Consider the following 20,411-nt stretch of genomic DNA (forward strand, 5'->3'; position numbering starts at 1 on the left):
AGAGCTTAAATCTACAAAATTGAACAGCTAAAAGTCTGTTACCTAATAGAGCAAATAACCATGATATTCTTTGTTTAAGTTACCCGGTGGCCTCTTATTTAAACACAAGAGGCAGCTTTCTATACATAATAATACACACATGCGTGTGTATGTGTCAAATTATTTAATACTTATATTTGGGTCATTTGACTAAATTTACAAGAAAAAAGCTCTGGTCAGCACTTTTGCGGACCAGAGCTATATAAATTACTATTGGGCTTCGTCGTAAATTACTTATAATCTTTCATAAATAGAGTGTATTTCTCTATTTTATGAAAGTCAGGTTCGAAGCCAATTCCCGGTGATTCTGGTACAGTTATCATTCCATCAATAGCAATCACTTCAGGGTTAATGATATCTTCTTTCCAGTACAGAGCAGAACCTGCCGTATCACCAGGAAGTACAAAGTTTGGAAGAGAAGTGATGGCGATATTGTGTGCACGCCCTATTCCGGCTTCAAGCATACCGCCGCACCATAGCGGTATTTCGTTTTCCTGGCAAAGATCATGAATTTTCTTCGCTTCTGTTAAGCCGCCGACACGGCCCACCTTAATGTTAATAATTTTGCAGCTTCCTAATTTAATAGCTTTTCGAGCATCCTCAAAGCTGTGAATGCTTTCATCTAAGCAAATCGGAGTAGAGAGCTGAGCCTGCAGCTCAGCGTGATCAATAATGTCGTTATGGGCAAGCGGCTGCTCTATCATCATTAAGTTATAAGCATCAAGCTGTGCCAGATGGTCAATGTCAGCCAGAGTATAAGCTGAATTGGCATCTGCCATTAATGGGATATTGGGGTAAGCGTGCCGTACTTTGTTAATCAGTTCGACATCCCATCCCGGCTTGATTTTTAGCTTGAACCTCTTATACCCCTCCTTTAGCCGTGCTTCGATCACCGAAAGTGTTGCTTCTATTGATTCCTGAATGCCGATAGAGACACCTACCTCGATTTTTTCCTTGGTGCCGCCAAGCGCTTTAGCAAGCGAAGTACCGGTTTCCTTTGCATATGCATCCCATACTGCACCTTCAATGGCTGCTTTAGCCATATAATTGCCTCGAATATGCTTAAATAGCTTTTCAGAAACTTCATCAGGATGCTGAATATCTGATTTAAGAATAATGGGGATTAAATAATCCTCGAGTATATGCCAATTTGTCTTTACCGTCTCTTCATTATAGAGGGGATCCAGCATGGCAACTGATTCCGCCCAGCCCGTAATTCCCTTTTCGGTTACAGCTTCCACCAGAATAAAATCTTTGTCATATTCAACGCCAAAGCTTGTGACAAACGGAGAAAGAAGGTCAAGCTTCATATGTCTTAGTGTAATCTTTTTAATTTTCATCAGCTTTCACCTCTTTTTTGGTTAGAACATAAAAATGGACTGGACTTGTTTTGTCAGGATGCTTTAAAAAGCGGGAGACCTGCCATCCATTTTCAAAAAGCTGTGTAAATACATTTCTCGTATTGATCCTCCAGTCTAGTGCCGCTTCTTTATTCAATTCGCGGATGGATCTGTAATTGGAGGGAACAGCGATATACACATATCCCTCTTGAACAACTGGTGCTTCAAGCACCTTTGAAACAGCAGGCAGCTTATTAGCAGCCATTTCCCATTGAATGAGTGACTGTGCCTGTGCGGTTTCGAACTCATGGGGGATGGCCGGGAATTTCGCTTTTATGTCTGTGATATGCCATTCAACCAAAAAACGGTCAGAGGGAATGCCGCTGTTTAACAGGTCGTCCATCTCTCCGTAGCAATTATTAATGTAGGAGGAGCAAATTCCTCCCAGCTTGTTAATATTTAAGTAGCCATTTATGCTTTCGAGGGGATCGTACGTCCAGGTAATCAGCGAATAGCCGAGCTTAATGGCTTCGGTCCGCTGGGCAGCCTTTAACTTTTCGCCGATGCCCTGATTGCGGAAGTCTGGATCGGTCCCGAGAATATGAGAACAAAGATAAATTGATTTCCCATTGTAGCCCGCGAAGCTGTATTGAAATCCCACCAATTTTTTATCTGAGTAAGCTCCAAGCACCAATCCGCCATTTTTAACCGCAGTAAGAGTCTGGTGGGAGGGAATAGAATCTTGTTCCCCCCATATCCTTGATTCTAATCTTCTTACATCCTCCAGATCTTCTATGCTGGTAAGCGGCCGTATATCGATTTTGTTCATGTACTGGGTTCACAACCTTTCCTGTTCTGAGGCAAGAAAAATGGCTTTAGTTAGAATTTGCGTTCCGTAGATCAATGCTTCAGGGTTGAATTTCATCTGTGGATGATGCAGACCAGGGGAAAGGCCGCAGCCTAATCCGATCATTGTCGCCTTAATACCCGGGTTATCGAGAGTGTAAAAATGAAAATCCTCTCCACCGGGCGAGATACAGGCCGGGATCAAATTATCGCTCCCTAAAATGCTTGTAATGGCTTCCTCAGCAAGACTTTTCGCCGATTCATTTACTATGGCCGCCGGAACATATTCATCCATAGCCCAGCTGATCTCCGCTCCTGTTTCTGCCTTAACTTCATTAATAGCTGATGTGGCAAGCTTCTTTAGCATGTTCATAGCATCATTTGTCTGAGCTCTTGCATCCAGCGCAAAAACAGCGGTTTCCGGAATTACATTGGTGGCGTTATTTCCAGATTGCAGCTGAGTCATCTTAATGGAGCCGGTTTCTCCTTTAGGCATCTGGATTTGCTTTAGCTTTTGTACAAGAAGTGCTGCAGCTTCAATGGCATTAATGCCATCCCGGGGTCTTGCAGCATGGGCTTGAACTCCTTTGATCGTCCCCTTTACAGTGCCAGCGGAGCTATGGATGATAACAGGGGAGGCTTTTTTAAATGGAACTTCAAAGCTTGGTCTTACATGAATGCCGAACAAATATTGAACATCTTCCAGGGCCTGATCTTTCAACATCTGAAGAGCACCTTCGCCTTTTTCTTCAGCTGGCTGGAAAATAAAACGAAGAGTCTTTTTCGGTATAAGTCCGCTTTGTGCAATCGCTAAGGCGGTATACAGAACCATGGTGCTATGGGCGTCATGGCCGCACGAATGGTTAGGCTTAATCGCACCATCTAATTCTTGAATGAGGGCGTCCATATCTGCTCTTAAGGCTACTATTTCTTTTTCCTTCCCAGGAATTTCGGCAATCAGCCCATAATGATGAGTAAAGGTTTGGACAGAGATGCCGGCATCCTTTAGTGCTTGATGTATGTACTGAGATGTTAGTTTCTCCTGCCAGCTCGGTTCTGCAAGCCCATGAAGATCTAGGTAGGTTTTGAATAGTTTTTCCCGGTTTTGTTCAATGTATATAATCGGATTCAATTCTTTGACACCTCTTTCATTCTATAAAAATGCCCTTCTTGGAATACAGCTCTTCAAGCTTTTGCTGATGAGCAAGAACTCTTTTTTGGTCAAGTATATAAATACCCTGGATGATTAATTCCATTAAACTGATGGCTGAAGCTATTGAATTTGGTGCTGTTTCTGCTTCCTCTTCTGTTGTTAAGGTAATGTCTGACATTCGTCCAACAGGTGAAAGGAGACGGTCTGTCACAGAAATTAATTTGACGCCTCTTTCTTTTGCACACTGTGCCATTTCAAGCGACTCTCGTGCATATCGAGGAAGAGAGAATACAATAACAACAGACTGTGGAGTTAAACTGCTGAATTTCTCATAGAAATCTCCTGCAGGGGAGCATAAGGCTACGTTTCCTCTCAGCATGCTGAGAGAGTGGGAGAACCAGCAGGCCGCTGCATAGGATGCACGATACCCCCCGATCAATACCTGATCTGCTTTTATTAAAGTATCGGCAGTCTTCCAAATTAACTCTGAGTCTAAATGGTCCAGCAGCTTTTTCAGGATATGAATCTGTTTTTTGATTATGCTTGAAAAAACATCAGTGTCATCTGACGATATCAAGTGAGATTTGCTGTTTGTTTTAGAAAAAGCCGTGCTTTGAAGCAGATGCTGCTGAATTTTTGCTTGCATGTCCGAATAGCCTTCATAGCCAAGAGCATAGGTTAAACGAATCACTGTTGTTTCACTTACCTCCGCTTTTCTACCGATGTGAAATGCAGTTAAAAAGGCGGCTTCTTCAAGATGCTGACTAAGATAAAGGGCTACTTTTTTCTGGCCAACGGATAGACTTTCAAACTTTTCTTTTAAAACATCCTCAAAAAGTATTGATTTCATGTTCCTCCCTCTGGATGAAGTTAAAACTTCACCAATTTTTAAAAATGAAGTGTAAACTTTATCTATACTTATATCACAGTTTTTAAAATAATTAAATATTAAGAAAATATTTGCTGGATGGAGGGTCTCTATTACGAGTGTATCAAGCAAATCGAATTTTAACAGGGATTGGTAGAAAATTTGAAATTTACCTGACTGATTGCAGGAGGATGGGCAATAGTTCTGGGAATCGGAAATAAAATCCCGTGAACATGAAGCATACATTTCTGCGGCTTTGCTCGATTTCTGCATGGGAATAGTTTGGCGAAGCGGCTAATTATAAAAGTAATGGAAAAGTTACCGTTTATTATCTATACGGGAGCAGGACTCTTAGCGTATACAGCGGGTAAAATGATAACAGAAGATAGAATTTTTGGCAGAGTCTCTAGGTTCAACTTTTTCGCAGTTTATCCAAGCAGGACTGCCTATTGTATTAGTTATAGGGTTTGGATAAACAGTTAGAAGGAAGAGGAAAGCGGCCGCTCACGCATAATTGCTGGCGTGGCTGGAGAAAAGTCCTTCATACGGTAATGAAGGACATAGTTTGGCAGGGGGCGAAATAGCCCTCTTTTCATATGATCTATTGCGGATGAATGGCGAAGAGGGATATCAATTCACGATCATGGCCAGGGTCTTGCAGTCTCAGCTTTTGTAAAAACACCCTATCATTTAAAACAAAGCTGAGTAAAAAGCAGATCCGAGTATGGACCTGCTTAGGTTTTCATGGATTCGTGGACCATAATCCGGCTGTCTTTACAAAGACTCTCGGATTAAGCTTTAATTGTGCGACCATAAATTCAGCAAGATCCTCGGGCTGCATTACTTTTTCTGGATCGCCCTCTGTGAGATTGTTCTCATAAGCTAAATCAGTTGCAACGGTACTTGGAGTTAGTGCGGATACTCTTATATTATGCTTTCTCACTTCAAGCATGAGGGACTCTGTCAGGCCAAGCACGGCAAATTTAGAAGCGCTGTACGCACTGGTTACTGGTGCTCCTTTCTGGCCGGCAGATGAAGAAATATTTATTATATCACCGGATTTTGCCTCAATCATTCCAGGAAGAACCGCACGCGTTACATTATATACACCCATTAAATTTACACGAATAATATTTTCCCATTCCTCGGGGCTTAACTCTAAAAAGCCGCCAAATTTAGCAATTCCTGCATTATTGATTAAGATGTCAATTGAACCAAGATCCGCCTTAATATGCTCAACGGCACTTGTTACAGATTCCAAATCTGATACATCCCCCCGGGCAGCGGAAGTTGTTATGTCATATGGTTCTAATTCTTCCGTAACCTTCTCCAGATTGGACATATTCAAGCCAATCAACCCTACATTTACACCTTCTTTTGCCAAAGCAATTGCCGCAGCCCGTCCGATGCCGCGCCCTCCACCAGTAACAAGGGCATTTTTTCCTTGTAATGAATGCATCCTATCACTCCTCAAATAAATTTTACAATAGTAATATACCCAAGGATTGTTTATCCACACATAGGAAGTAATGCTTGTATTTTATATAACGCGAAAAAAGCCATTCTAAAAAAGAATGGCTTCAGGCGATTATCTATTTAAGGAGAACAATTTTAAGAATGGATTCTTATGATTGTCAGTAATTTTTAGTTCGTTCAACAGCAGCTTTTCTTGATGGTCCTCAATCCATTTCTTAAGCTCTTGTTTACCCTGGCAAGAGGTATGGTATGTTTCTCCGCCTCTTCCAATTGCATTAATAACATACCTGCAAGATGATGTCCCCATATAGCCCACCTTTTTTAATGTTGTGATTTCATATTGAACATTATAACAAGGTTAATTTTATTTTCCATACTTTTTTTGTAAAAATACTAAGAAAATAAGTAACAGTTTTTTACAATTAATTAGGTGCTTCAAATAAATGTCGAACAAATTCGGACGAAAACTGACATATAAAAGATGATCGCGTTTGCAGGCTTGGATTTATCAATAAAGACAGCTGGAGGACAATTATTTTCACCGGGAAAAATGGGGGTTGGCTTCCATTCGTTTAGTTCGGCTATAGCAGCATCAATCCAAAATAAATTTTTAAAAATTATTTATTTACAACCGGACAAATCGGGAGTAAGATTATCATCAGTTTCATATTTCTATATCGCTTAATCCTTTTGGAGCGGGGGACCCATTTATGTATGGGGGTGAATCCTATTAATTTAGGTAGGGCTACTCTTTAGTCCGAATCCGACAGCTAACCTCGTAAGCGTAATAAGAGAGGAAGTGAGGCTGTGAGACATAGTACTTTAATGTCCGCAGGGCTTTTTCATTGCCTTGTGGGCTTTTTTGCGTCTATGAGGATTTATTAATTCCTTTTAGGAGTTACATTCGGGATGCTGGGAAAAATAAAAAGATAAAAAATATCTATTGGTGGTGCAAATCATGTTATCTTCGGTTAAAAGATTTTTAATCGGACGCCCTTTAAAATCAACAGAATTAGGGGAACAAAAACTTAATAAAACAAAAGCTTTAGCCATACTCTCGTCTGATGCTTTATCGTCAGTGGCCTATGGCCCAGAACAGATTTTAATCGTATTAATAACAGTCAGTGCTGCTGCTTTTTGGTACTCCATTCCAATAGCTGTAGGAGTACTATTTCTTTTATTAGCACTCATTTTATCTTATAGACAGATTATATACGCATATCCTCACGGGGGAGGAGCGTATGTTGTTTCTAAACAGAATCTTGGCGAAAATCCTGGCTTAATAGCAGGGGGCTCTTTGTTAGTCGATTATATATTAACTGTTGCGGTAAGTGTCTCAGCTGGTACAGATGCGATCACTTCTGCTTTCCCAGCCTTACATGAACACAATGTTCTCATAGCCAGTGTGCTGGTGGTGTTCATAACGCTTTTAAATCTCAGGGGAATAACCGAATCAGCATCCATTCTAGCCTATCCTGTGTATTTGTTTGTATTGGCTCTTTTTATCTTAATTGGAGTTGGGTTATATCACACTTTTACAGGACATGTTCCGGCTGATTTGCATACGCCTGTCGGCACACCGGTAGCTGGTATTTCTCTATTTCTGCTTCTCAGGGCTTTCGCATCCGGGAGTTCTGCCTTAACCGGAGTAGAAGCCATCTCAAATGCGATTCCGAACTTCAAAAGTCCTGCTCCGAAAAATGCGGCAGCGACTCTGATAGCAATGGGACTCTTGCTGGCTATTTTATTCTCAGGAATTGTGTACTTAGCCTATTACTATGGGATAACTCCAAAGGAAGAGGAAACGGTGGTTTCCCAGTTAGCCGCCGAAACATTTGGCCGAAACTTTATGTACTATTTCATACAGGGTACAACGGCCATGATTCTTGTTCTTGCCGCTAATACGGGGTATTCCGCATTTCCACTGCTGGCTTATAACCTTGCGAAGGATAAGTATATAGCAAGAATGTTTACTATGAGAGGAGACCGTCTGGGATATTCAAACGGAATTATTTTTCTTGGAATTACATCCATTCTGCTGATTATCGCTTTTAGAGGGCAGACGGAACAATTGATTCCGCTATATGCGGTAGGGGTTTTTATTCCTTTTACTCTATCCCAGACGGGGATGCTGGTAAAATGGATTCGCGAAAAGCCGAAAGGATGGCAGGTTAAGCTCACAATAAATGCAATTGGGGCATTAATCAGCTTCCTGGTTATGATGACATTCTTTATAACTAAATTTCCTCAAGTTTGGTCGGTCCTGATCTTTTTGCCGCTTCTTGTGTTTTTATTTCACCGAATTAAGAAACATTATGAAGCAGTTGGCGACCAATTGCGGATTACAACCTGTGAACCTGCTGTTCCTATTGAAGGGAATGTAATCATTGTACCAGTTGCCGGTATTACTCACGTGGTGGAAAATTCATTGAATTATGCTAAATCTCTTTCCGCGGATCAAATCATCGCAGTTTACATTGCATTTGAAAGAGAAGATGAAAGAATTTTCGAAGAAAAATGGAAGAAGTGGCAGCCGGATGTTAGATTAGTTACCTTACACTCTTATTATAGAAGCATTATCCATCCGTTAACTAAATTTATTGATACGGTTCAGCATAAAGCAGAGGAATCTAACTACAAAGTAACGGTATTAATACCACAGTTTATACCTAAAAAAAGCTGGCATAATATTCTTCATAACCAGTCGAGCCTGCTTATACGTGCTTTTCTTCTATATAGAAGAGATGTAATTGTCACAACTGTTCCTTATCATCTAAAACAATAAATTAAAAGGGGGCTGGATTACCAGCTCCCTTTTATTAATCAATGTCCAAAGTCCTGTTTTTTCTGTCTTGTTCTTCATGTCGTATAGCTATTGATTTCATTCTCAAGCTCATCTAAAAATTCGTCAAATGATGTCGGTGTCAAAAGAGTTGGTTAAAATCATAATCATTTGCAATGAGAGGAGATGCGGGAGAGACACTTCGCTATAAATCCAAAACAATTAAGCCATCCAGGTGTTTTCCGGACGGCTTATCATATTCTAAAAATGTGTATTTGCCAATTCATAAATGGCACGAGCATAAATAGACGCTGCTTTTATCAAGTCATCGACTGATATAGATTCATCCTTTTGATGGGCTGTGTCAGGTCTTCCAGGGAAGAGTGCACCGAAGGCGACTCCATTGTTTATTGTGCGGGCATAAGTATTTCCGCCTGTTGTCAAAAGCACAGGCTCTGAAGAAGTCTCCTCCTGATATATCTTTTGTAAGGTCTTGATAAGAGGATGAGCGGCATCCACATGGTGCGGCAGCCTTTCCCGCAGCTCATCTGTTATAAATCCATACTTGCCAGCTGCCGCCTCTAATTGTTGGTACAGATTGTGATACGAGGTCTTCACCGGACAGCGTAGATTTAAATGTACATTCGCTTCTTTCAAATCGTAAGTTATAATTCCCGGGTTCACAGTTAGAGGCCCGGTAATTTCATCACTAAATGAGATTGAAAGATTATTTCCATAATGATCCTCATCTAATTCCGCGAGAAATTGAAGATAATTATGCTCAATTGGCTGCAGGTCCTGGGTAACCAGAAATGCAGCAAGCTTTGTCCCAGCATTTAATCCTTTTTCAGGCTCCATCGCATGAGCAGGTTTACCTTTAAGAGAAAGTGTAAGAATTCCCTGCTTCTCCAAACTGCCGCCCTCCAGATTATGATTTCTGCAAAACGCTTCAAAATCTGTCTTCATAACATCCAGATTATCCCCGCTCACACTCGCGACCGCCAAATCCGGCACCACATTCGCCCTCTCCCCAGCCTTAAACGAAACTAATTTTGCGGGGACTGTCCCTATTTCCCCATTGAATTTCAGCCTGATGTTAATCTGTCCCTTTTCAGCGTAAATAATGGGAAAGTCGGCATCTGGTGCAAAGCCGGCGATAGGATGAGGCTCAAGCTCCATATATTTCTGCATACAGCTCATGCCGCTTTCTTCATCCGTACCAAAAATGATGCGGACTCTGTGCTTTAGCGGAAGACCCAAATCTTTCACAAGCTTAAACGCATAATAAGCAGCCATGGTAGGACCTTTATCATCTATTGCACCTCGGGCATAAAGCAAGCCATCCCGTATTTCTGGAACAAAAGGATCTGATGTCCAGTCTCCTGAGGCCGGCACAACATCAACATGACATAAAACAGCTATGTAATCTTCAGCATCCACAGGGCCCATTTCCGCATAACCTGCGTAACCCTCTATGTTTTTCGTGCGAAACCCGTCCTTCTTTGCTTTTTCGAGCATATAATCCAGCGCCTCGCCTATAGCTTCTCCCATAGGTGCCTGAGCTGAAGAAGTGGATAAATCTTTAACACTTTTAATTTTTAAAAGCGTGGTTAAGTCATCCAACAAGTTTGACTTTCTATTAAGAATTTCACCATGCCAGTTCATTTTCTTCCTCCTTATGTATCCTTTAGTAAATTGTAAATTATCGAGATGGAAAAAGCACGCTGCGAGAGTGAGCTTTGGTGGGTGATGAAGTTCCGATCCATGCCTGTTAAATGCGTAAAATGGAAGACCAGGCTAGGGTGGGGGAGGAAATTCAAATATTATGAAGACTGCTGGTTGTACTCGTTAAAATTCAATCTCTGAGCCAAATCGTCTTGGGTTGTACGAATTAATCTGGCTGTCTGGCAGGGGTTTGGGGTGAAAAACCGGAGGCATTGCGCGATTTTTTCGTCAAGGGTTTGCGCGAAAATCTTGATCTCTGCACGAAACCGGTAAGGCTATGCTCGAAATTCTATATTTATCCCTGTCAGCGCGAAAATAAAAAGGTCGCTCCTATAAGGAAAAAATCTGTCCGAGGAGTCCGTTATGCTCACTGGCTGATCTTAAAGGCCAGGAAACTACTATCGCTCAGTTACCGCTATAGGTCTCCAGCTAATGTTTTCGGTAAATTGAAAACGCTGCTTCGCTTTAAATTTCCAATTAATGACTCCGCTTTTCCATCCTTAATTCAGGCAAAGCAATCCACCTGTATCCAAATGCAGCACTGCCATCCCCGCTGACTGCGCCTGCAGCCCGACAGCTGAATTGTTTTTACACTATTATTTGAGAATCGTATAAGTGGGAAATAAAGGGTATTTAAACTACTATATAAGAAAGTATACAATTGACTTATTACGATTATTTTTGGCCATAAGAATAGATTAATAGATAAAAAGGGTGATGAATTTTGAATATAGAAAAGAAGCTGGGGTTAGTAGTGGATGTGGAAACGACCGGGTTAGGGCCTGATCGGGATGAGATTATTGAGCTTGCCTTAAAGCTTTTCTCCTACCGGGAGGATACTGGGGAGGTAATAGAAATTATTGAAAAAGATTCTTTCCTAAGGGAGCCTCTTTCCATAACAGCCAAGCGAAACTATAGCGGTGCATACAGAATCCACGGAATTCCTTATGAAATGGTTGAAGGAAAAAGATTTTTTGATGAGAAAATAAAAACATATTTTGAGAGAACAGAAACGGTCTTTGCGCATAATGCATCATTTGATAGAAGCTTTTTATATCGAATGTACCCTGAGGTGAATGATCTAAAATGGTATTGCACGATGAGAAGCATCCCCTGGAAAGGATACGGTTTTCCTAACAGCAAGCTATTAACATTGCTGGAAGCGCATGATATCACAAATCATCAGACTCATAGAGCATTAGATGATATTACATATTTAATGGAATTGTTAAAGCAGACAAGTCCACGGGGTACTTTATATCTTAAAGATGTAATAAGCGGCAGGCCAATGAGAAAGTATCAGCCGGAGCCTCCTAAGAGGAAATCAGTTTACTATTAAAGAGCGCGGAAGCTAAAATGCTGTTCTAAGCACAGGGATTCGGGTATTTTAGAATTATATAAGAAAAAATTCGGGAAATCATGTATGGCCCCGATCAAAATGTAAGCACAGCAAGGCCTCTAAATCTGGGATATGGGGGACTGTCCCCATAAAAAAGGAGTGATTTTGGTGATTAATGTATTGAATCCGGCTACTGGTGAGGTTGTTGGTTCTGTTCCGAGTGGCGGCAGGGCTGAGGCTCGTGCGGCTGTGGATGCAGCTTTCGAGGCGTTTAAGAGCTGGTCGAGGAAGACTGCTGGGGAACGCAGTGCATTGCTTATGAAGTGGTTTGAGTTAATTGAGGCACATACTGTGGAAATTGCTGAAATTATGACAAAGGAACAGGGTAAGCCGTTAAAAGAAGCCATGGGTGAGGTTACCTATGCAAACAGCTTCATTTCCTGGTATGCCGAGGAAGGAAAAAGAGTTTACGGCCAAACCATTCCTGCATCTCATCCGAATAAGCGGATTCTTGTCCAGAAACAGCCGGTTGGCGTAATTGCTGCAATTACTCCCTGGAATTTTCCTGCAGCGATGATTACCAGAAAAGTCGGGCCAGCCTTGGCTGCAGGGTGTACCGCTGTAGTAAAGCCTGCGGAACAGACACCATTAACAGCCATGAAAATGGTAGAGCTTGCCTACGAGGTAGGAATCCCTAAAGAAGTTCTCCAGGTGGTCACCGGAGATGCTGCTGAAATTGGCGATGCGTGGATGGAAGATACAAGAGTCCGAAAAATCTCATTTACAGGCTCAACAGAGGTAGGAAAGCTGCTTATGAGAAACGCAGCCCAGACGGTTAAAAAATTATCGCTTGAATTAGGCGGACATGCTCCTTTCATCGTGATGGAGGATGCGGATTTAGAGCAGGCTGTACAGGGATTAATTGCTTCTAAATTCCGTAATGCGGGCCAGACCTGTGTTTGTGCGAACCGGGTATATGTTCAAGAGGGAATAGCCGAAGAGTTTAGCCGGAAATTTGCGGAAGCTGCTTCCAAATTAAAGGTTGGCAACGGCCTTGATGAAGGCACAGACATTGGACCATTGATTGATGAACAGGCGATTGAAAAAGTTAATAAGCATATACATGATGCGATAGAAAAAGGCGGCACGGTTATATATGGCGGGGATACTCAGGAAATTTCAGGAAGCGGCTATTTTGTCCAGCCTGCGGTTATTTCGGGGGCTACGGACGAAATGCTTTGTATGAGTGAAGAAACGTTTGGCCCGCTTGCACCGATTGCTTCCTTTAAAACAGCCGATGAGGCCGTAGAGCGTGCCAATAATACGATCTATGGATTAGCAGCTTATGTGTTTACTAAAGACCTGAGCCAGGCATTTAAAATGACAGAAGAGCTTGAATACGGAATTGTAGGATTAAATGACGGGCTGCCATCAGTCGCCCAGGCTCCTTTTGGCGGATACAAACAAAGTGGACTCGGCCGGGAAGGCGGACATTTCGGTATTGAAGAATATTTGGAAACGAAATACGTTTCAATAGGCTTATAATATTGCAAAGAAATCTGACCCTATTTCAATAAAATGGGGCCAGATTTTTTTATTTAAGCTGCAACTCAGGTTTAATCCAGATTTCACGGAAATCCGCCCATCAAATGAATTCAGTGATACACCTTCAAGCAGTCCATGATATCGCTTCATTTTATCGGAATGATAATTAAAGGTAAAAATCTGTTCATCCCAGATCCAATCTTCTATTTCCTGAATCAGCTGTCGCCTTTTTTCAAGAGAAGGTTCACCAATAAACTGTTTTAGCTTATGGTCGGCCAGGACATGGTATTCCTCATTTAAAAAGCGATGAATGAAAAAGCTGATATCCTTAAAGCGGCAGCTAATGAAAAATCAATGGCTGGAAGATTTCTCCCATTAATATAAAATCTGCTTGTTCAGTTTCAGTTTCTTCGTAAAATTTAGATATGGAGAAGGGTCTAAGATCAATGTTAATGCCGAGAGATAAGCAAACATTTCTAATGTACTTTAAAGTGATCTGCGGTAAACAAATATCTATCATGGAGATTTTGGTTACTATTCATATTCCTCATATGTTATATTTAGCAAGACGAAATATTTGTCCGGAAAATGAATCTTCTGCTAAAGAGAAGATTTTTTTTATTGGCTGTCTTGGCAGATAGGGCATGTATTTTTTAGCCCAATGAAGGAATCACTGTTAAACAGGGTTCTATTTGTAAAGGGAAGGGATCTTAATGACTATTGTAAAGAAAGACCGTTTATGGACGAAATCGTTTATTATGCTTATGATTGGAAACTTGTTTGTTTTTATGTCTTTTCAGATGCTGATTCCAACTCTTCCCCCTTATATTAAATCTCTCGGAGCCTCTGGTCTGGAAATAGGACTTGTTACTTCCCTATTCTCGATTGGCGCAGTATTAGTTCGGCCATTTATCGGTTATATGCTGGAGTATAAAGCCAGAAAAGGTTTGGTGCTGACAGGCGCTGCGGCATTGCTGCTGATTACTTTAATTTATCCATTATCACAGATTGTAATGATTTTTTTGGCTTTCCGTTTGATTCATGGGATGGCATGGGGCCTGTCAACTACTGTAAATGCCACGGCAGCCGTTGACATTGTTCCAAACTCCCGGATTGGAGAGGGAATGGGCTATTTTGGTTTGTCTGTAACGATCGGCATGATTGTAGCACCCAGCCTCGGAATTTTCTTGTTCAAAATTACGTCATTTACGAACTTGATCTATATTTCTGGAATCTTAGGAGTTATTGCATTCATTCTTCTCGCAGTGGTACATTATCAAACACCGGCAGCAGTAAGAAACATGAAGAAATCCGATTTGAAATTCTCTTACCTTGGGTCGCTCATTGAAAAAAACAGCTGGTACCCATCTTTCATCACCTTTACAGCTACATTTGGATACGGTGCTATTGTGACTTTTATTGTGATATTTAGTGAAGAAAGAGGAATTGATCAAATCTTTCTTTTTTATTTGTTTAATGCTTTAATGGCTTCTATTATCCGTCCCATTTCGGGAAAATGGTTTGATAAAAGAGGACCGGGTGGACTGGTCGAAATTTGCCTGTTCATTACATTTGCCGGCATTTGGACTCTTTCCTTATCACACTCAAATATTGGTATAGCTGCTGCAGGTATCTTGTTCGGAATCGGCTGGGGTTCTTTAATTCCGACTCTTCAATCATGGACTCTTTCCAGGACTCCGCAGGAACGCAGGGGAGTCGCTAATGGTATGTATTTTTCCGCAATTGACCTAGGAATCGGGGCAGGAGGATTAGTATTTGGTTTATTAGCTAACTACTTCGAGATTGGAACGCTTTTCCAAATGTCGAGTGCGTTTATTCTTATTGCCGTTGTTCTTGTTGCGGTTGAGGCCAGGAAAAGTAAAATACAGAAGTATCATCGACTTTCAAATTAACCCGATAAAAGGCTGCCTCGAGGCGGAAATCAAACATTGCATAAAAACAAAAGAGATTTATGCTATTTTAAAAAAATGTTATATAATATATTCACATTATAATTTTTGGAGGGTGAGCTTCATTGGCCTCGGTAAAAGAAATTGCAGAACATCTTAAAAAAAATGCGCCTCAGCTCGCCAATGAGCTTGTGGATGATATAGCTCAAAGATTTAAAGTTGATGTACCAAAAAGTGAAATCGATCATGCGAAAGTCATATATACAGAATTCTTAGGCTTCCTGGGAGAGCTGCTTCCTTGTAAGGAGGAAAGGGTTCCAGAAGGACTACTGAAGTGGAGTAAAGATAACGGAGAAAGAGAAGCTGCTAATAAGGGAAAGATGTCCGATATCATCAGTCGATACCCAGATACGAGGATCGTTTTCACTGAGCAGATTTCAAAAATCTGCCTCGAATATGGATTATCTCCTGACGAGCTAGTTACGATTATTACTAGAGTGAACTATTTCCTGGATCTAAGTATTAATGAAACCGTATTCGCGTTTGAACGCTATACAGACCAGCTGATTAAACGGGTTCAAGAGGAAGTGAATTATCTTTCTGCTCCGGTAGTACCGATTCAGGATGGAATTGCCATACTTCCATTGATTGGTTCTATTGATATCGATAGAGCTGCCTTGATATTAGAGAAAGTAGTTCCCAAGGTTACACGCCTAAAAGTGAATTGCCTGATCCTGGATTTTTCGGGGATCTTAACAATCGATGCTGCTATCGCTAAACATATCTTTGATATTCACAATGTCCTTCGCCTGATCGGCGTTGAAACAATAGCTACCGGTATCCGTCCGGACTTAGCTCAATTGGTAGTCAGCGGTGGAATCAATCTTACTGCTATCACTTCATTTGCTACAGTGAGGCAGGCAATTGACAGTATGAAATAACAAAAAATCGAGCAGGGCCTTCATTTTTTTGATGAAGGCTCTTTTGTATGGCTGTTAGTTAAACCAGTATATGATTTCGATTAATGGCTGCCCGGCCTCAATTGAGTGCGGCCAAACTTAATTAGTGTTGAAAAATGAAATTTAAGAAGGGATCTTCAAATTCGAGAAGGATTACGCCTGCTTTTGTGTGTTAAAGAATGGGTTGCAGCCGATCAGCTTCCTCACTTCAGGAGTCATTTGAACAGTACCTGTTTTTTTTACTCCAGCTGGAATATTCAGCGTACCGCTTCCATCATAATAAATAGGTTTTTGTTGTTCCATATCCCTGACCTCACTTATATATTTTTAATAGGGCAGTCAACTAAGCAATTTCTTTTTTTGAGGCAGAATGAGCAGTATCCTTAAGTTTAAAAAGAACATTAATCACAAAGCAGACTATCCCAATAGACATGATACTCGCGCCTATTGCAATGACAGGTTCTGCGGAAGTTACTCCAGACTCAATTAAAATCAAACCAGCCATCATGATGGGAAGCCCAATATTATGCAGCCAGAAATGAGTCTTCCCAAGCCTGTTCTCTGCAATAGCAGGGAACAGATAATAAATGATTCCAGCCAGAGCCAGCGAAGTCCAGCCTAATAGATTTATATGCGCATGCGAAGGCGCATACTGAAACTTAAGAGTACTAGACATAAAAATACCAAAACTAATCCCTATAAAAAAATAAACTACCGAGATTTTTAGGAACTTTATACCCATGAAGAACCTCCCTTTTTTACTATATACATATAAGATTATATAGGTATATAGAATTAGTGTATAGGGATTATTTAGAAATTATTGTATTATTTGTATTTATTTTCAAGAGTGTGTACCCGCTTTTTTATCTTATCTTTTTGAGCTAAAATTCTCAGCGCTAAAAAACCATTCTCTGCGCGAAATCCCAGATTTCAGCGCGAAAGCTTCCAAAGACCTCGCACGACCACATAAATAAACCTCCAAGTTAGGATCAATCCTGCCGGCATTGAATCTGTTAGGTACTACTAGCGCCCATACTCCTATGCGCTTGCCTGGATCAGCCACTTATTAATAGGTGGAAATAAACCGACAACCTTTGGACACCTCTTTTTGTCGTTAAGGAAGATTTTCGTATATATCATCTGCGCATTATTAGAGTGGCTGCAAAAGGAGTCAGGATAAAGCCAAATACTCAAATTAGAAAAAGCAGTCTTTAAGTTAAATTAATCACCTAGGTATTAAAAAAAGTCCTCGAGCAGAGGGCTTTTCTTATTGATTTCAATTTCTGATGAGAAACGGTTTCATGTACCCCCAAACTTTTATCCACTTAGTGAAACTCCTATATCCAGCCAGCCCTCATAAACAAACTTTTTATCGCATAAATTGTTTTGAAACGGACTGTGGTGGAAAATAAATAGGTAAGGGCCGGCAAGCGGCCACGTGCAGCCGCTTCGAATAATCCATATGAATTTGAATGTACTAGTTACTTTAGACCTGCTATTTTTAAGCTTTTCGTTAAATCTGTATTATTACTGAAACACTTAGAAATATTTTTGTAAAAAAGTTTTGATAGAATATGAGGATAATAATTTATTCGTATTGTATTTATTTATTACCTATATTGTGGAGGTTAAACATGACTTTGGAAAAGCAGTTAGTTGAAAAAACATTTTATGAAGCTTTTTTGCAAGATAATAGTACGGACCATCCAGTCTCTTTGCTGGGGGAAGCACTTTTTCTGGGCCAGCACGATGAGGCGGTGGATATTTCTAATATTCGTTATGCGCAGGGAGAAGTATATTTTCATCATAAAGATTATGAATCAGCCGTTTTTAAATGGGAGCATGTGGCGAATGCGCTGCAATTATGGGCGAGTAAGAATATAGGAGATGCTTTTTATGCTCAAGGGAATTTAACAAAAGCGGAGGAAATCTACCTCTCGATTAAAACGGACGATATGACTCTTAAATCTGAGGTTGCCCTTCAGCTGTTTTCTCTTTATATCAAGCAGGAAAAGCTAGGGTCTGCAGATGATATCATCAAGAACATTGTGGCTGTACATCCCGATTACCCGACTCTGACTGAAATTGCCCGTGTTTTTTACGAGGAGAATAAAGATTGGAACAGTGCCGTTGAACTGGCAGTTAGCGAATCCGTACGAACAAGGTCAGAATCCTGGTTTGAAGTTTTAATTTCGTATGTGAACGCAGGTGCCGCTGTTCATTTCAAATCCGATTACTTCAATGAAGCAATTATAAGTGCCAAATCTGTGGATTTTGTTCTTTTTGAAAGACTCACAGGGGCTTTATGGAATCAATACAGGAATCAAACAGATTCCTTTCTGCAGTGGATTTCCAACATTACAGGCCTTCTGAATGGCTCGGAAGCGGCTACACACTCTTCAGAAGAATTATCTGCTCATTTCAAGGAAACGTATTTATATCTGGTTAACGGTAATTTCACGCTGAAAACGATCCAGTCTATTGTGCCGGATCTCGTTTCTAATTGGCTTGGGATGGCTGGGAAATCTGATATCTTATTTGCATCTGCCGCAGTATTGTCTTGGAGCGAGCTGTTTCCGGAAAGTATCAGCCAGGATGTAATGAATAGGGCTGAACACTTAATCTATGATTCTGAGAAGGACTATAATGGGCTTGAAAACGGAATAGGGCTATATCAATCAATTGTATCCTGGGCAGGGAAGAATGAAGTTTCTATTGATTCTAAAACTGACTGGGTAATCCAAGAATTACAGGATCTAAATACAAGACACATTTTGGTAGCCGGAAATTCTGGAAATGGAAAGTTTACCTTTTCAAATTCGCTTATCGGGGAGGCGGTATTAACTGCTGACACTTCAGGTATGATTGCTTTTAAAAATCATCAAGATGTTGTAATTAACAAGATATCAGATGTTGGAGTGAATGAAATTACCCATCAAGATTTTTACGAAATCACTGGGCGGAGGCAGAATAGACCAGATTTAATAGAATTTAACCTTCCTTCTAAGTTTTTAAGGGAAAACAGGTTGTCTTTATTAGAAACTCCGGCGTTTAATGACAGTAATCCAGAGAAAAATCCTGTTTTCAGCTATCTTCATTTTGCCGATAGTCTGCTATATATTTTAAATGCAGATGATCCCTTTACGGCAAAAGACCGTGAGAATTTAATGTTATTCAGGGAAAAAGCTCCAGATCTGCCTATCCATTTTATCATTAACAGCCTGGATGCTTTTTACGGAAAAGAAGCTGCTGCACGAGTGGTTCAAGAGACAGCTGGCAGCATTCATGCCTATTTTCCAAATGCTAATGTATTTGCTTATTCTTCAGAAGCAGGGAGCTTTAAAGGCTTTCGAGAATTGAGCGAATTTATACAGGCGAGTTTTACTCCAGCGAGCTTTGAAAAAGAACGTACCGCAAAATTGCTGTTCTTTATACGCCAGGCTCTTAAAGGGCTTATTGATAAAAGGCTCGAACTAGAAAAAGGTCTTGATCATACCATTGGTTGGGATGTAGATATGCTTAGCAAGCTGAAGGGAGCCAGCAACCAACTTGGCGATTTGGAGAAAAGCAAGGCAGCCAGGGTGCAAAAGTCCTTCTCCTCCATCAAGAGTAAGGTAAGAGCTGAAATGGAAGAGAAAATACCAAAAATTCTACAAAAGACGGCTGATATCATTACGGAAGATACAGATGTTGCCGTAATTGAAAACAAATTAAATGACGAGATGAATCAAAGAGTCGAAAGTTATATTGACCGCGATATTCTACCAAGATTTTATTTGTCGCTTCAGGAATGGATTAAGACTGCTTCTTCAGAATTCAATGAAAGCCAGGTATTTCTCGACGAGATGAAATCCGGTTTTAATAAGCTTTACAGGGAAGAACGGTTAGAGCTTACATGTGATTTCAAAGTACTGGATGATTGGAGGCGTGATGCTGACCGCATGACTGGCGGCTTCGCGCTGGAAAGGGTAAACTTCCTTAACAGGTCGCCTCAGCAATTTCTGCTGAAAAGCGCTGGGAAGCTATTTGGTGCACTCTCTCAAAATAACTCCATGCTGCATAATAAATACAAGCAATATGTAGAAAATGAAGACTATAGTGAAGCGGCGAAAAGAGTAACCGACAAGTTTCTGATGCAATTTGATATGTTTGAAAAGTCGATGGAACGAGACGTTAAAATGTTCTTCAAAGAACCTAACAAAGAACTAAACAGCACGATCGATGAAACAGAGAAGGCAATCGCAAATAACACAGGAACTTTGGAAGCATTAAAACAAGATCCTGCTGCCTATTATGATCCACTAACTTTATTTGAAGTAAGACTGCGCTCTTACGAGTGGATCATGATCGTAGATAAAGAAGTTCAATATATATACTAATTAGAGAAGGATGACCGCTGGCGGTTATCCTTTTCTGATTGTTACTA

Annotated in this window: 15 protein-coding genes, 1 pseudogene and 1 riboswitch; of the genes and pseudogenes, 7 read left to right on the top strand and 9 right to left on the bottom strand. The window is 40.7% G+C overall.

What is annotated here, in order from left to right:
- Positions 1-269: 269 nt before the first annotated feature.
- From menC to JOC77_RS10690, 6 genes are all read right to left on the bottom strand, one after another.
- Positions 270-1,379, bottom strand: coding sequence for an o-succinylbenzoate synthase (gene menC / locus JOC77_RS10665; RefSeq protein ID WP_204542955.1), 1,110 nt, complete (start codon positions 1,377-1,379; stop codon positions 270-272).
- Positions 1,369-2,208, bottom strand: coding sequence for a GNAT family N-acetyltransferase (locus JOC77_RS10670; protein ID WP_204542957.1), 840 nt, complete (start codon positions 2,206-2,208; stop codon positions 1,369-1,371). The genes menC and JOC77_RS10670 overlap by 11 nt, the downstream gene beginning before the upstream one ends.
- 9 nt (positions 2,209-2,217) lie before the next feature.
- On the bottom strand, positions 2,218-3,357 hold the full coding sequence (locus JOC77_RS10675; protein ID WP_204542959.1) for an amidohydrolase: 1,140 nt from the start codon (positions 3,355-3,357) through the stop codon (positions 2,218-2,220).
- Between the two features lie 16 nt (positions 3,358-3,373).
- Positions 3,374-4,228, bottom strand: a complete 855-nt coding sequence (locus JOC77_RS10680; RefSeq protein ID WP_204542961.1) for a MurR/RpiR family transcriptional regulator — start codon at positions 4,226-4,228, stop codon at positions 3,374-3,376.
- 760 nt (positions 4,229-4,988) lie between these two features.
- A complete protein-coding gene (locus JOC77_RS10685) occupies positions 4,989-5,705 on the bottom strand; it encodes a 3-ketoacyl-ACP reductase (RefSeq protein ID WP_204542963.1) in 717 nt (238 codons plus the stop codon).
- Between the two features lie 129 nt (positions 5,706-5,834).
- Positions 5,835-6,029 carry a hypothetical protein gene (locus JOC77_RS10690; RefSeq protein ID WP_204542964.1) on the bottom strand — a complete coding sequence of 65 codons (195 nt, stop codon included), beginning with the start codon at positions 6,027-6,029 and terminating at the stop codon, positions 5,835-5,837.
- A 361-nt stretch (positions 6,030-6,390) separates the two neighbouring features.
- Positions 6,391-6,523, top strand: a riboswitch (cyclic di-AMP (ydaO/yuaA leader).
- 157 nt (positions 6,524-6,680) lie between these two features.
- On the opposite strand from JOC77_RS10690, the gene JOC77_RS10695 reads away from it, so the two are divergent.
- Positions 6,681-8,507, top strand: coding sequence for an APC family permease (locus JOC77_RS10695; protein WP_204542966.1), 1,827 nt, complete (start codon positions 6,681-6,683; stop codon positions 8,505-8,507).
- Between the two features lie 258 nt (positions 8,508-8,765).
- Here JOC77_RS10695 and pepV read toward each other — a convergent pair whose 3' ends face one another.
- A complete protein-coding gene (pepV, locus tag JOC77_RS10700) occupies positions 8,766-10,169 on the bottom strand; it encodes a dipeptidase PepV (RefSeq protein WP_204542969.1) in 1,404 nt (467 codons plus the stop codon).
- A gap of 784 nt (positions 10,170-10,953) precedes the next feature.
- Between pepV and JOC77_RS10705 the strand changes: the two genes are divergently transcribed.
- The 4 genes from JOC77_RS10705 to JOC77_RS10720 all read left to right on the top strand — a co-directional run bounded on the left by JOC77_RS10705 (position 10,954) and on the right by JOC77_RS10720 (position 15,964).
- Complete coding sequence (locus tag JOC77_RS10705) at positions 10,954-11,568, top strand: exonuclease domain-containing protein (RefSeq protein WP_204542970.1); 615 nt, start codon at positions 10,954-10,956, stop codon at positions 11,566-11,568.
- Between the two features lie 168 nt (positions 11,569-11,736).
- Positions 11,737-13,113, top strand: coding sequence for an NAD-dependent succinate-semialdehyde dehydrogenase (locus JOC77_RS10710; RefSeq protein WP_338047215.1), 1,377 nt, complete (start codon positions 11,737-11,739; stop codon positions 13,111-13,113).
- 713 nt (positions 13,114-13,826) lie between these two features.
- A complete protein-coding gene (locus JOC77_RS10715) occupies positions 13,827-15,026 on the top strand; it encodes an MFS transporter (RefSeq protein WP_204542972.1) in 1,200 nt (399 codons plus the stop codon).
- A 122-nt stretch (positions 15,027-15,148) separates the two neighbouring features.
- Positions 15,149-15,964, top strand: coding sequence for an STAS domain-containing protein (locus tag JOC77_RS10720; RefSeq protein ID WP_204542973.1), 816 nt, complete (start codon positions 15,149-15,151; stop codon positions 15,962-15,964).
- A gap of 171 nt (positions 15,965-16,135) precedes the next feature.
- Here the strand turns inward: JOC77_RS10720 and JOC77_RS10725 are convergent, their stop codons facing one another.
- Entirely contained in the window at positions 16,136-16,285 is a 150-nt protein-coding gene (locus tag JOC77_RS10725) for a hypothetical protein (RefSeq protein WP_204542974.1), read from the bottom strand.
- Between the two features lie 40 nt (positions 16,286-16,325).
- Positions 16,326-16,724 carry a cbb3-type cytochrome c oxidase subunit I gene (locus JOC77_RS10730; protein WP_204542975.1) on the bottom strand — a complete coding sequence of 133 codons (399 nt, stop codon included), beginning with the start codon at positions 16,722-16,724 and terminating at the stop codon, positions 16,326-16,328.
- Between the two features lie 309 nt (positions 16,725-17,033).
- Between JOC77_RS10730 and JOC77_RS10735 the strand changes: the two are divergent.
- Positions 17,034-17,165: pseudogene (locus JOC77_RS10735) on the top strand (DUF962 domain-containing protein); the annotation flags it as partial.
- Between the two features lie 454 nt (positions 17,166-17,619).
- Positions 17,620-20,364 (top strand): P-loop NTPase family protein, encoded by a 2,745-nt coding sequence (locus JOC77_RS10740; protein ID WP_204542976.1) that lies wholly within the window; start codon positions 17,620-17,622, stop codon positions 20,362-20,364.
- The last annotated feature ends 47 nt before the right edge of the window (positions 20,365-20,411 follow it).

The organism is Peribacillus deserti (assembly GCF_016909175.1).
Classification (GTDB): Bacteria; Bacillota; Bacilli; order Bacillales; family DSM-1321; genus Paraperibacillus; species Paraperibacillus deserti.

Coding starts and splice junctions, on each gene's coding strand:
- menC (WP_204542955.1), bottom strand. CDS start 1,379: ATGAAAATTAAAAAGATTACACTAAGACATATGAAGCTTGACCTTCTT.
- JOC77_RS10670 (WP_204542957.1), bottom strand. CDS start 2,208: ATGAACAAAATCGATATACGGCCGCTTACCAGCATAGAAGATCTGGAG.
- JOC77_RS10680 (WP_204542961.1), bottom strand. CDS start 4,228: ATGAAATCAATACTTTTTGAGGATGTTTTAAAAGAAAAGTTTGAAAGT.
- JOC77_RS10685 (WP_204542963.1), bottom strand. CDS start 5,705: ATGCATTCATTACAAGGAAAAAATGCCCTTGTTACTGGTGGAGGGCGC.
- JOC77_RS10690 (WP_204542964.1), bottom strand. CDS start 6,029: ATGGGGACATCATCTTGCAGGTATGTTATTAATGCAATTGGAAGAGGC.
- JOC77_RS10695 (WP_204542966.1), top strand. CDS start 6,681: ATGTTATCTTCGGTTAAAAGATTTTTAATCGGACGCCCTTTAAAATCA.
- pepV (WP_204542969.1), bottom strand. CDS start 10,169: ATGAACTGGCATGGTGAAATTCTTAATAGAAAGTCAAACTTGTTGGAT.
- JOC77_RS10715 (WP_204542972.1), top strand. CDS start 13,827: ATGACTATTGTAAAGAAAGACCGTTTATGGACGAAATCGTTTATTATG.
- JOC77_RS10725 (WP_204542974.1), bottom strand. CDS start 16,285: ATGGAACAACAAAAACCTATTTATTATGATGGAAGCGGTACGCTGAAT.
- JOC77_RS10730 (WP_204542975.1), bottom strand. CDS start 16,724: ATGGGTATAAAGTTCCTAAAAATCTCGGTAGTTTATTTTTTTATAGGG.
- JOC77_RS10740 (WP_204542976.1), top strand. CDS start 17,620: ATGACTTTGGAAAAGCAGTTAGTTGAAAAAACATTTTATGAAGCTTTT.